This window comes from Bacteroides sp. 1001302B_160321_D4 (assembly GCF_015667765.1).
Taxonomy (GTDB): Bacteria; Bacteroidota; Bacteroidia; order Bacteroidales; family Bacteroidaceae; genus Bacteroides; species Bacteroides xylanisolvens.
Map to the genome: position 1 here is coordinate 1 of NZ_JADPLO010000026.1, position 12,274 is coordinate 12,274.

Annotated in this window: 11 protein-coding genes; 5 read left to right on the plus strand and 6 right to left on the minus strand. The window is 44.5% G+C overall.

Features of this window, described 5'->3' with window-relative positions; genetic code table 11:
- Positions 1–198: 198 nt before the first annotated feature.
- The 5 genes from KFO40_RS11745 to gldH all read left to right on the plus strand — a co-directional run bounded on the left by KFO40_RS11745 (position 199) and on the right by gldH (position 4,962).
- The gene (locus tag KFO40_RS11745; protein WP_211146388.1) at positions 199–711 is read left to right on the plus strand and encodes a ferritin-like domain-containing protein; all 513 of its coding nucleotides are present in this window, start codon (positions 199–201) and stop codon (positions 709–711) included.
- A 190-nt stretch (positions 712–901) separates the two neighbouring features.
- Entirely contained in the window at positions 902–1,855 is a 954-nt protein-coding gene (gene metF, locus KFO40_RS11750; protein WP_004304907.1) for a methylenetetrahydrofolate reductase [NAD(P)H], read from the plus strand.
- Between the two features lies 1 nt (position 1,856).
- Positions 1,857–2,981 carry an ATP-binding protein gene (locus tag KFO40_RS11755; RefSeq protein ID WP_004304908.1) on the plus strand — a complete coding sequence of 375 codons (1,125 nt, stop codon included), beginning with the start codon at positions 1,857–1,859 and terminating at the stop codon, positions 2,979–2,981.
- A 15-nt stretch (positions 2,982–2,996) separates the two neighbouring features.
- A complete protein-coding gene (locus KFO40_RS11760; protein WP_004304909.1) occupies positions 2,997–4,511 on the plus strand; it encodes a stage 0 sporulation family protein in 1,515 nt (504 codons plus the stop codon).
- The gene (gldH, locus tag KFO40_RS11765; RefSeq protein ID WP_004324646.1) at positions 4,489–4,962 is read left to right on the plus strand and encodes a gliding motility lipoprotein GldH; all 474 of its coding nucleotides are present in this window, start codon (positions 4,489–4,491) and stop codon (positions 4,960–4,962) included. The genes KFO40_RS11760 and gldH overlap by 23 nt, the downstream gene beginning before the upstream one ends.
- A 2-nt stretch (positions 4,963–4,964) precedes the next feature.
- Here the strand turns inward: gldH and rodA are convergent, their stop codons facing one another.
- The 6 genes from rodA to purH form a co-directional block, all read right to left on the minus strand.
- Positions 4,965–6,422 (minus strand): rod shape-determining protein RodA, encoded by a 1,458-nt coding sequence (rodA, locus tag KFO40_RS11770; RefSeq protein WP_004324645.1) that lies wholly within the window; start codon positions 6,420–6,422, stop codon positions 4,965–4,967.
- Positions 6,403–8,265, minus strand: coding sequence for a penicillin-binding protein 2 (mrdA, locus tag KFO40_RS11775; protein ID WP_004324644.1), 1,863 nt, complete (start codon positions 8,263–8,265; stop codon positions 6,403–6,405). Before mrdA ends, rodA begins: the two co-directional genes overlap by 20 nt.
- A 2-nt stretch (positions 8,266–8,267) precedes the next feature.
- The gene (mreD, locus tag KFO40_RS11780) at positions 8,268–8,765 is read right to left on the minus strand and encodes a rod shape-determining protein MreD (RefSeq protein WP_004314401.1); all 498 of its coding nucleotides are present in this window, start codon (positions 8,763–8,765) and stop codon (positions 8,268–8,270) included.
- Positions 8,762–9,607 (minus strand): rod shape-determining protein MreC, encoded by an 846-nt coding sequence (gene mreC / locus KFO40_RS11785; protein ID WP_004299942.1) that lies wholly within the window; start codon positions 9,605–9,607, stop codon positions 8,762–8,764. Before mreC ends, mreD begins: the two co-directional genes overlap by 4 nt.
- Positions 9,608–9,614: 7 nt before the next feature.
- Positions 9,615–10,637, minus strand: coding sequence for a rod shape-determining protein (locus KFO40_RS11790; RefSeq protein ID WP_004299941.1), 1,023 nt, complete (start codon positions 10,635–10,637; stop codon positions 9,615–9,617).
- Positions 10,638–10,732: 95 nt separating this feature from the next.
- Positions 10,733–12,256 carry a bifunctional phosphoribosylaminoimidazolecarboxamide formyltransferase/IMP cyclohydrolase gene (gene purH, locus KFO40_RS11795; protein ID WP_004310431.1) on the minus strand — a complete coding sequence of 508 codons (1,524 nt, stop codon included), beginning with the start codon at positions 12,254–12,256 and terminating at the stop codon, positions 10,733–10,735.
- Positions 12,257–12,274 lie beyond the last annotated feature (18 nt).

A 12,274-nucleotide genomic window follows, 5' to 3' on the forward strand; every position in this document is an offset into this window, starting at 1 on the left:
TTTTATAGGATTAAGAAAGAAGAAGAGGAAAACCATCGAAATAAAAAAGAGATTACCACCAAATTTGACGAAGAACCCTTTACAAACTTATGTGTAGGTAAAGCTATCTTTCTGTTAAATTCTCAATGAGCCATAAACAAAAATCCCGCCTGTCTGTTACATTGGCAACTTAAACATAGTAACCTAAACATAAAAATTATGGCTAGAGAAAGTGTAAAAATTCTACAAGGGAAACTAGATGTAGAAAGTTTAATCGCACAGTTGAACGCAGCATTAGCTGAAGAATGGTTGGCATACTATCAATATTGGATAGGTGCATTAGTAGTGGAAGGTGCCATGCGTGCCGATGTACAGGGTGAATTTGAGGAACATGCCGAAGAAGAGCGCAGACATGCGCAACTGCTCGCTGACCGTATCATTGAGTTGGAAGGAGTTCCGGTGCTCGACCCTAAGCAATGGTTTGAGTTGGCAAGATGCAAATATGATGCTCCGCAGGGGTTCGACTCTGTCAGTTTGCTGAAAGATAATGTAGCTTCCGAACGCTGCGCAATCCTTCGTTATCAGGAAATTGCAGATTTTACCAATGGGAAAGATTTCACTACCTGCGACATCGCCAAACATATTCTTGCCGAAGAGGAAGAACATGAACAGGATTTACAAGATTATCTGACGGACATCGCCAGAATGAAGAAATCATTCCTCGACAAGTAAATTCTAATATAATAGTGATTAGGTAAAAGAGGGTGTATCCTGCAGGGGATATTCCCTCTTTTATCTATTATAGTACGATAAAAACAAAACTATTTTAGAGTAAATCAAGAAGAAATCTTTCTTTTTTCGTATTTTTGTCCCAATATGCACGTTTAATCCAAGTAGATAACGAACATTAGCAAAAAAAAGAATGAAAGTAATTGATTTAATACATAGCAACAAGAAAACTGCTTTTTCTTTCGAAATACTTCCACCGCTGAAAGGAACGGGAATAGAAAAGTTATATCAGACAATCGATACGCTTCGGGAATTTGACCCGAAATATATCAATATCACTACCCACCGCAGCGAATATGTGTATAAAGACCTCGGTAACGGATTGTTTCAGAGAAACCGCTTGAGAAGGCGTCCGGGAACGGTTGCCGTGGCTGCCGCCATTCAGAACAAATACAATATTACGGTAGTCCCGCATATTTTGTGCAGCGGATTCACCCGCGAAGAAACCGAGTATGTGTTGCTCGACCTGCAATTTCTGAATATCACGGAATTACTGGTGTTGCGTGGTGACAAAGCGAAACATGAGTCGGTATTTACACCGGAAGGTGACGGATACCATCATGCTATTGAGTTGCAGGAGCAAATCAATAATTTCAATAAAGGTATTTTTGTGGACGGTTCGGAGATGAAAGTCAGCAGTACACCGTTTTCTTACGGGGTGGCTTGTTATCCGGAGAAGCACGAAGAAGCGCCTAATATCGAGACTGACCTTTACTGGCTGAAGAAAAAAGTGGAGAACGGGGCGGAATATGCCGTGACGCAGTTGTTCTACGATAACAGGAAATATTTTGAATTTGTGGAGCAGGCGAAGGCGGCAGGTATCAATATACCTATCATTCCGGGAATCAAACCGTTCAAGAAGCTGTCTCAATTGAGCATGATTCCAAAGACTTTCAAAGTGGACTTGCCGGAAGACTTAGTGAAAGAGGCTTTGAAATGCAAAAATGACGCGGAAGCCGAGCAAGTAGGTATCGAATGGTGTGTAGCCCAGTGCAAGGAGTTGATGGCTCACGGAGTGCCGAGTATTCATTTCTACTCTATCGGAGCAGTAGACAGTATCAAAGAAGTAGCCAAAATCATTTATTGATATGTTTTTCAGAGACGTAATCGGACAGGAAGAAATCAAGCAACGGCTCATTCAGGAAGTGAATGAGGGGCGTATTCCACATGCCCAGCTTATTTGCGGACCGGAAGGGGTCGGGAAAATGCCGTTGGCTATTGCATACGCACGTTACATCAGTTGCACTAATCGGGGGGAGACTGATGCCTGCGGAACGTGTCCGTCCTGCGTGAAATTCAATAAATTGGTGCATCCCGACGTACATTTCGTATTCCCTATCGTGAAAAGCGCAAAGGGGAAAAAGGAAGTATGCGATGATTATATAGCCGACTGGCGACCGTTTGTTATCAATCATCCTTACTTTAATCTCAATCACTGGTTAGGAGAGATGGATGCCGAGAACTCACAGGCATTGATCTATGCCAAAGAGAGTGACGAGATTCTGAAAAAGCTTAGTTTGAAATCCAGTGAAGGAGGATTTAAGATTACGATTGTATGGCTGCCGGAAAAAATGCATCCGGTATGTGCCAACAAACTGCTGAAGTTGCTTGAGGAACCGCCCGAAAAAACGGTTTTCTTATTGGTATCGGAAGCACCGGACATGATTCTGCCTACTATCCTAAGCCGTACCCAGCGCATGAATGTACGGAAGATTGATGAAGCCAGCATCGACCGGGTATTACAGACGAAATATAACATTTTGCCTGCCGACAGCATTTCCATTGCCCATCTGGCAAACGGGAATTTTATCAAGGCACTCGAAACAATTCATCTGAATGAAGAGAACCAGTTGTTTTTTGACTTGTTTGTCAGCCTGATGCGGTTGTCTTACCAACGGAAAATCAGGGAGATGAAAATGTGGAGCGAGCAAGTGGCGGGTATGGGACGTGAACGTCAGAAGAACTTCCTGGAATATTGCCAGCGCATGATTCGGGAGAATTTTATCTTCAACCTGCACCAGCGCAATTTGACGTATATGACGATTAATGAACAGAATTTTGCAACCCGCTTTGCGCCTTTTGTCAACGAACGCAACGTGATGGGCATCATGGACGAACTGAGCGAAGCGCAACTACATATAGAACAGAATGTAAATGCTAAAATGGTATTCTTCGACTTCTCGCTGAAGATGATTGTACTGTTGAAGCAATAATAAATATATAAACTTATGGAATATAAACTTCATAATGGAAGCGGTGGCCTTTGCTGCAAAGGATGCTCCCGACAAGATAAAAAGCTGAACACCTACGATTGGCTGGCGGACATTCCGGGCAATGCGGAAGAGAGTGACATGGTGGAAGTGCAATTCAAAAATACCCGGAAGGGATATTTTCGGAACAGCAACAAGATTAAACTGGAAAAAGGAGATGTAGTTGCCGTTGAAGCGGCTCCCGGCCATGACATCGGCGTGGTTACATTGACCGGCCGGCTCGTTCCCCTGCAAATGAAGAAAGCAAACTTCAAAGCAGATACGGAAATCAAGCGTGTCTATCGGAAAGCTAAGCCGGTAGATATGGAAAAGTTCAACGAAGCCAAAGCCAAAGAACACGCTACGATGATTCGTGCGCGTCAGATTGCGTTGAATCTCAATCTGGATATGAAAATCGGTGATGTGGAGTATCAGGGAGATGGCAACAAAGCTATTTTCTACTATATCGCCGATGAGCGGGTAGACTTCCGGCAACTGATTAAAGTATTGGCCGAAGCATTCCGCGTACGTATCGAAATGAAACAAATCGGTGCCCGTCAGGAAGCAGGACGCATCGGCGGGATCGGTCCTTGCGGACGCGAACTTTGCTGCGCTACATGGATGACGAGCTTCGTCTCTGTTTCTACCAGTGCAGCCCGTTTTCAGGATATCTCATTGAATCCGCAGAAACTTGCCGGACAGTGCGCTAAGCTGAAATGCTGTCTGAACTACGAGGTGGACTGTTATGTGGAAGCTCAAAAACGTCTCCCTTCAAGAGAGATAGAGTTGGAAACGAAAGATGGCACTTTCTATTTCTTCAAAGCGGATATTCTAAGCAATCAGGTTTCTTATTCTACGGATAAAAACTTCCCAGCCAATCTGGTCACTATCAGCGGCAAACGTGCGTTTGAAGTAATCTCCATGAATAAGAAAGGGATGAAACCGGACAGCTTGCTCGAAGAAGAAAAGAAACCGGAACCAAGAAAACCAGTTGATTTGCTGGAACAGGAAAGTGTTACCCGTTTCGACCGCAGCCGGAATAATAAAGAGGGCGGCAATAACGCTAACCGGAATAATAAAAAGAAGAAAAAAGGAAACAATAATAACGGAAACCGCCCGCAACAGCAAGCAGAAGGCGGCAATCGTCCGCAACAACCTCAACGGGAGAATGAAAACCGCCCGCAACAGCCAGAAAACGGCAACAGAGGGGAAAGAGACAACCGCCCGAGAAATAACAATAACAACAACCGGAACAGAGGACAAAACCAGGGACGGAACAACGAAAACAGACGTCCGGAAAGAGGATCAAATCAAGAACGTCCACAAGGACAGGAACGGTCGAATCAGGAACGTCCGCAACAACAAGACCGTCAACGGGAACAGCAAGGGCAGGAACGTCAAGAACGCCGTCCCAACCACGAGCGTCCTTCCAGACCGGAAAGAAATCAGAATCAGGAGAAACAGTCAACTAATGAAAAGCCTACTCAAGAATAGTATATTGAGTCTATTCAGCGCTTGCTTACTGACAGCCTGCAATGAACATACAGTGTATCACTCTTATCAATCCCTTCCCAACAAGGGATGGGGAAAGAGTGATACACTCTCTTTTCAGATTCCCATAACTGACAGCGTTCCCACTACTCTCCGGCTTTTTGCGGAAGTCCGCAACAGTATCGAATATCCTTATCATAACCTCCATTTATTTATCAGTCAGAATCTACAGGATTCTACGGTATGGCGCACTGATACCATTGCTTTCTGCCTGGCTGACTCTACCGGAAGATGGACGGGACACGGATGGGGAAGCATTTACCAATCGGAAACTTTTATTACATCTGTTCGCCCTTTACATCCTACAAATTATACTATTAAAATTATGAGCGGAATGAAAGATGAAAAGTTACAAGGATTGAGCGATGTAGGTATCCGTATTGAGAAGCAGTAAGATTAGAGTCTTCTGCCACGTCCTGCATCAATACGCAGGAAGATAAACAGCAATATCGTAAATCCCCATAAAGAAGAACCTCCATAGCTGAAGAAAGGCAATGGAATACCGATAACCGGAGTTAACCCCAGCACCATACCGATATTAATAAATAAGTGGAAAAGGAAAATACTGACAACCGAATATCCATAAACCCGCCCAAAGTTGGAAGTCTGCCGTTCGGACAGGAAGATTAATCGTAAGATCAAAATAAGGAAAGCCAACAGGACAGCAGCCGAGCCGACAAATCCTTGCTCCTCACCCACTGTACAGAATATAAAGTCGGTATCCTGTTCGGGCACGTACTTTAATTTTGTTTGCGTACCATTCAGGAATCCTTTTCCTGTCAACCCACCGGAACCGATGGCAATCTTGGACTGATTCACATTATATCCAGCACCGGTCAAATCTTCTTCCAAACCGAGCACTACTTTGATACGGACTTGCTGGTGAGGTTCGAGCACATTATCAAATACATAGTTACTGGAATACAGGAAGCCGACAGAACCGATTGTAAACAGGGCAATCAGGAAATAAGTACGTTGCCGCTCACTTAATGCCAAATAAATCAGATAGCCTATCACCACAATACAAAGCGCCCATTGCACCCAAACGAGGCTAAAATGTACCCAATATTCGGATATTAAATAAGCAATCAATAATATAGCCAAACTTCCACCAATGATATTGCGGATAGCAGACCATTTCTTGCGATATACCCACACCATACCACCGGCAAATAATAAGATCAATAGTAATACGATAAATTCTCCCAGTGGTGTAGGAGTATCGGCGATAAAGACTTCATCAAAACGGATGCCGACCACAAAGTAGATTACCGCACATACGCCCACAAAAAGCACTACTCCCGGCATTCCTTCACGATAAAGAACCAGAAAAAAAGCAAGATAAACCAATGCAGATCCTGTCTCCCGCTGCCCGATAATCAATAACATCGGGAGAAGAATGATGAATCCCAGAATAAAGGCACACTTTTCTTTCTTGATACTGAATGAATAAGAATTCATATATTTAGCCAACGCCAAGGCCGTAGCGAACTTGGCAAACTCGGCGGGTTGCAGGCTCACAGGTCCCATGACAAGCCAAGAGCGTGATCCTTTGGTGTCCGGTGCTATGAAGATGGTAACAATGAGCAAGAGAATCATCCCCACATATATAATGTACGCGAACATATCATACATACGGTCTTCCAGCATCAACAGCACGAATCCGAGTCCGAAGGAACAGATAATCCACACGAACTGCTTGCCGGCACGGGTCGAGAAGTCGAGGAAGTCGCGTTCGCCATAGTCATAGCTGGCTCCGCAGACGCTAAACCATCCGCCAACAATCAGGAGCAGGTAAATAAAAATCGTTACCCAGTCCAGCGTTTTCCACAAACTATCGTTCCTCGTTACCATATAATATCACTCTGTTACTAAATTCTTCCGCCCTCAACTCGTTCTCCGGCGAGAGCTTGCCTTTCAAATACTGTTCCATCATCAGTGCGCCGAAAGGAACTCCGTAAGTAGCCCCCCATCCGCCGTTCTCTACATAGACGGCAATAGCTATCTTCGGTTTGTTCATCGGCGCAAAGCCCATAAATACCGAGTGGTCGTGTCCGCGGTTCTGCGCAGTACCCGTTTTTCCACAGGCTTCCAAATCCGGAACCATCACTGACAGCATACGACAAGTTCCTCCGGTAGCTGCGCCACGCATCCCTTCTACGACTGATTCATAATGTCTTTTCTCAATAGTGGTATAGCGTGGTACGCGATAGATGCTGTCCAACTGATTATCTTGGATTTCCTTTACAATATGCGGTGTCACAAAGTATCCTCTGTTAGCTATGGTTGCTCCCAGGTTAGCAATCTGAAGGGGAGTGGATAGAATTTCCCCCTGTCCGATAGAGATACTGATTACTGTCAGTCCGTTCCAATGTCCGCGATAGGCTTTATCGTAGAACTGCGCATTCGGAATCAGCCCCCGTTTCTCTCCCGGCAAATCAACTCCCAGTTTGTAGCCAAATCCTTGCGAAACCATGTGATCTTTCCAGACCGTAATGGCGTTTTGCGGCGAACCGTATTTACGATCGCCAAACATACGGAACAGTCCCCAACAGAAATAGGAGTTGCACGATGTAGCAATAGCCGGAATCAATGGCAAGGGAGATCCGTGAGCATGGCAGCCTACTGTCAATCTTCCGTAATGGAACCCATGTGAGCAAGGGAATGCCGGACTTTGTTCAGTGATGATTCCTTCTTGCAGGAACGTCAGTCCTTGCGCTGTCTTGAACGTAGATCCCGGAGGATACACTCCCATCAGGGCACGATTCAAAAGCGGTTTGGTCATATCACGTTGCAAGGCCAGATGGTTCTTGCCACGCTGGCGCCCAATCATCAAATGCGGGTCATAATTGGGAGAGGATACCAGACAAAGGATTTCTCCGGTCTCCGGTTCGATAGCCACAATGCTTCCAATCTTATTCTTTAATAAACGTTCGCCCAGCATCTGTAAGTCAATATCCAAACTCAATGTCAGGTTCTTGCCGGGAACGGAAGGACGGTCATATTCACCATCCATATAATGTCCCTGGATACGACCGTGCGCATCGCGAAGCAGAATCTCAATTCCTTTCTCGCCACGCAGATACTTTTCATACGATTTCTCGACTCCTAACTTGCCGACATAATCCCCACGGATGTAGTATCCTTCTTCATCCGCTTCCATTTCTTTTGCGGAGACTTCTCCGATATCTCCCAAAGCATGGGCGGCAGCATTGTACGAATATTGACGGATGGTACGCCGTTGAATATAAAAGCCACGAAACTTAAACAGCTTTTCCTGAAAGACACCACATTCTTCCGCCGAAAGTTGCGACATAAACAACTGGTTGGTATAGCGGGAATACCCCGGATTGCGGCGACGGTCTTTCATATCGCTCATTATTTTGAGAAACTGTGCACGGGTGATATTCAGCGATTGGCATAAATCGAGTGTGTCCAGATTCTCTATTTCCTTTGGCACGATCGTTATGTCGTATGCCGGCTGGTTGAATACCAACAGTTTACCGGTCCGATCATAAATAGCGCCACGCGAGGGGTACTGGATCTTATTCAGAAAAGCGTTACTGTCAGCATTCTTCTTGTAGTCATCAGTCGTAATCTGCAATACAAAAAGACGTATCAGATAAATCAAAACAATGGAGATAGCAATGCCTCCGATTACAAATTTACGCTTCTCTAAGATATAATCTTTTGCCATCGTTACTTCTTAATCCCTTCTATAGCTATGATACAGGTTACAGTCAGAATAGTGCAAAGAAGCACTCGCAACAGTAACAGCCAAATGCTGGTAAATGAGAAGAACTCAATGGAGAGTAATGCCAGACTGTGCACAAAAACACTTGCAGTGGTATATTTTAAGAAAGGACTGATTCCCATCGTCTTAAAAGAGGGAATAAAGCTATCCGGATTATCACGGGGCGTGAACAGACGAAGTAAAGAGGGACGAAGAAAGGCAAGCAATACGGTAGCTGCCGCATTCATTCCCGGAGTATCGGAGAATATATCAATGGTCAGCCCGAAGAAAAAAGCCCACAACATCAGTTCATTCCGGGAAGTGCCGGAGCTGAATTTCAGAATAAAATAGATATAGAGAAAAGGAGTAGCATAGCCGGCAATATGTACACTATTAAGGATTAGCACCTGAAGAAGTACCAAGCCGATAAACCATCCGATTCTATGTATATAAGTAATAATCATTCTTTCATCACCTTGTTTTCAAGTTTCTTCTGTTCTTCCTGACCTGTCCGGGCTACCACCCGAACGTCACTCAACTTACCGAAATCAGTAGCCAGCTTGATTTTCAACAGATAGGAAAGTCCGTCATTAGAGTCGGACATATCATCTACCGTCCCCACCATTATACCTTCGGGAAAGACGGTGGAGAAACCACTGGTAACGACTGTATCTCCCAAATTAAACTCTGCATGTCGAGGCAAGTCTTTCAGATAAGCATAGCGCGAATCTCCATGTTCCCATTTCAGGTAGCCGAAATAATCACTGCCGATAATCTTGCAACTGATATTCGACTTGCTGTTCAGTACCGAAATCACCACCGAGTAGGAAGGAGAGGTTTCATAAACAATCCCTACAATCCCATTACCATCCACCACTCCCATTTCGGAGCGAATACCGGAAGAGGAACCTTTATCGAGCGTGATATAATTATCAACCAGATTCAAACTGTTCTTTATCACATGCGCTTTAAACAACTGATAATCCGCTTGCGGCACCTGCCGGATGCTGTTGATGGCCATAGAATCGAGCTGCTGCTCTCTCAATGCTTTTTCCAGATTAGTGATCTGTTGTTCGAGCACCATGTTGCGATCCAACAGATCTTCATTGACCGATTTCAGATGAAAATAAGAGGAAATCCCTCCCGAAACTTCATAAACCGCCCCCACAACCGTATTGGCAGAAGTGAAGAATGCACTCTGCTGATAACGGTTGAACCGAAATAACAAAACAAAACTGGCTACCTCCAATAAGATGAAGAGGAACCAGTAATTGTATTTCAGAAGGAAGTTTAATAAATTCCTCATCCCCAGTTTATCTCATTAAGAAAGAGAAACGGTCTACGTTCTTCAATGCCACTCCTGTACCTTTGGCAACTGCATGCAAAGGATCTTCCGCAATATGGAAAGGAATGTTGATCTTATCGGTCAATCTCTTATCCAGTCCGCGAAGCAATGCACCACCTCCGGAGAGATAGATACCATTGTGCACAATATCAGCATACAGTTCAGGAGGTGTATTTTCCAACGCACTCAAGATAGCAGTTTCGATCTTTGAAATTGATTTCTCCAGACAGTGAGCTACTTCCTGGTAGCATACAGGCACTTCCATCGGAAGAGCCGTGATACGGTTCGGACCGTGAACGATATAATCTTCCGGAGCATCATCACCCAGTTCGGTTAAAGCAGCACCTACATTGATTTTGATACGTTCTGCCATACGCTCGCTGACTTTCACATTGTGCTGACGGCTCATATATTCGCGAATATCCTCTGTCAGGTCATCACCGGCTGTGCGGATGGAGTTGTTGGAAACGATACCTCCCAAAGAGATAACGGCAATTTCCGTAGATCCACCACCTATATCGACAATCATGTTTCCTTCCGGAGCTTCCACATCGATGCCGATACCGATTGCCGCAGCCATCGGCTCGAAAATCAAATAAACATCACGACCGCCGGCATGTTCCGCAGAGTCACGGACAGCACGGAGTTCGACTTCCGTACTTCCCGAAGGAACGCCAATCACCATGCGAAGAGAAGGTGAAAACAAATGGTTGCGAGTATTCACCTGCTTTATCAAACCGCGCATCATCTGCTCGCAAGCATAGAAGTCGGCAATCACTCCGTCTCTCAACGGACGGATGGTACGTATGTTTTCGTGGGTTTTTTCATGCATCAACTTCGCCTTTTCCCCCACGGCAATCATCTTTTCTGTACGGCGATCCAAAGCTACAACCGAAGGCTCATCCACCACGATTTTTCCGTTCGTGATGATGATAGTATTGGCTGTGCCCAAGTCCATTGCTATCTCTTGTGTAAAAGAAAATAATCCCATATTTTTAAATGAAGAATTAAGAATGAAGAATTAAGAATGAGGATGCTGTCACGTGCAGTCATTCTTCATTATTAGTTCTTCATTCTTCATTAATATTAGTGTTTAAAATGACGGATACCGGTAGTCACCATCGCCATACCGTGCTCATTGCAATAAGCAAATGATAAATCGTCTTTTACCGAACCTCCCGGTTGGATAACAGCCGTAATACCTTCTTTATCTGCAATTTCCACACAGTCGGGGAACGGGAAGAAGGCATCGGAAGCCATTACTGCACCATTCAGGTCGAAACCGAATGATTTGGCTTTTTCAATTGCTTGTTTCAATGCGTCTACACGTGAAGTCTGTCCTACACCGCTTGCAAGAAGTTGTTTATCCTTTGCCAATACGATGGCGTTGGATTTGCTGTTCTTTACAATTTTGTTGGCAAACAACATATCTTCCACTTCTTCCGGAGTAGGAGCTTTGTCTGTCACAGTTTTCAGGTCGGCTACCGTTTCAATATTAGTATCTTTATCCTGCACCAATACGCCATTCAGCAAAGCGCGGAATTGTTTCTTAGGCAATTTAGCTTCCTTACGAACGAGGATGATGCGGTTCTTTTTCTGTCCCAGGATTTCGAGTGCATCCACATCATAATCCGGCGCGATAATCACTTCGAAGAAAATCTTGTTGATTTCTTCTGCAGCTTCTTTGTCGATGACACCATTCGTAATCAATACACCGCCGAAAGCAGAAACCGGATCACCGGCCAATGCGTCTTTCCAAGCTTCCAAAACTGTAGCACGGGAAGCTAATCCGCAAGCGTTGTTGTGTTTCAGGATAGCGAAAGTGAGGTCATCGAATTCGTCGATCAGGTCAACGGCTGCGTTGATGTCGAGAAGATTGTTATAAGAGATTTCTTTTCCGTGAATCTGGTCGAACATTGCTTCCAGATTTCCGTAGAAATAACCTTTCTGATGTGGGTTCTCACCGTAACGAAGTTGCTTCTGGCTATTAACAGAGCAACGGAAAGCAGAACCTTCGCCGGCATCGAAATAGTTGAAAATAGCCGAATCGTAGTGAGAAGAAACGGCAAATGCTTCTTTAGCCATCCAGCGACGTTCTTCGAGTGAAGAAGTAGCGCCGTGCTCCATCAACATATCCAATAATGGTTTGTATTGAGCTTGAGAAGCTACGATGATTACATCGTTGTAGTTCTTGGCTGCAGCACGAATCAGTGAGATTCCGCCTATATCGATTTTTTCAATAATGTCTGCTTCAGATGCACCGGAAGCTACGGTAGCTTCGAACGGATACAAATCAACAATAACCAGATCTATCTCGGGAATTTCATATTTCTCAATCTGTTGCATATCCTGTTCCAGGCCGCGACGACAAAGAATACCTCCGAAAATTTTCGGATGTAATGTCTTTACTCTACCACCGAGAATAGAAGGATAAGTGGTCAAATCTTCCACTGCCTTGCAAGGATATCCCAATGATTCAATAAACTGACGAGTTCCGCCTGTCGACAAAAACTCTACTCCCTCTTCATGAAGTTTGGTAATAATTTCATCCAAACCTTCTTTATGGTATACAGATACCAATGCAGTTTTTATTCTTTTAGACTCTGACATTGAATTGCTTATTAAGTA

Excerpts from the sequence above, each read along its gene's own strand:
- rodA (WP_004324645.1), bottom strand. The coding sequence starts at position 6,422 with ATGGTAACGAGGAACGATAGTTTGTGGAAAACGCTGGACTGGGTAACG.
- KFO40_RS11790 (WP_004299941.1), bottom strand. The coding sequence starts at position 10,637 with ATGGGATTATTTTCTTTTACACAAGAGATAGCAATGGACTTGGGCACA.
- mrdA (WP_004324644.1), bottom strand. The coding sequence starts at position 8,265 with ATGGCAAAAGATTATATCTTAGAGAAGCGTAAATTTGTAATCGGAGGC.
- KFO40_RS11755 (WP_004304908.1), top strand. The coding sequence starts at position 1,857 with ATGTTTTTCAGAGACGTAATCGGACAGGAAGAAATCAAGCAACGGCTC.
- purH (WP_004310431.1), bottom strand. The coding sequence starts at position 12,256 with ATGTCAGAGTCTAAAAGAATAAAAACTGCATTGGTATCTGTATACCAT.
- mreC (WP_004299942.1), bottom strand. The coding sequence starts at position 9,607 with ATGAGGAATTTATTAAACTTCCTTCTGAAATACAATTACTGGTTCCTC.
- KFO40_RS11760 (WP_004304909.1), top strand. The coding sequence starts at position 2,997 with ATGGAATATAAACTTCATAATGGAAGCGGTGGCCTTTGCTGCAAAGGA.
- mreD (WP_004314401.1), bottom strand. The coding sequence starts at position 8,765 with ATGATTATTACTTATATACATAGAATCGGATGGTTTATCGGCTTGGTA.
- gldH (WP_004324646.1), top strand. The coding sequence starts at position 4,489 with ATGAAAAGCCTACTCAAGAATAGTATATTGAGTCTATTCAGCGCTTGC.
- metF (WP_004304907.1), top strand. The coding sequence starts at position 902 with ATGAAAGTAATTGATTTAATACATAGCAACAAGAAAACTGCTTTTTCT.
- KFO40_RS11745 (WP_211146388.1), top strand. The coding sequence starts at position 199 with ATGGCTAGAGAAAGTGTAAAAATTCTACAAGGGAAACTAGATGTAGAA.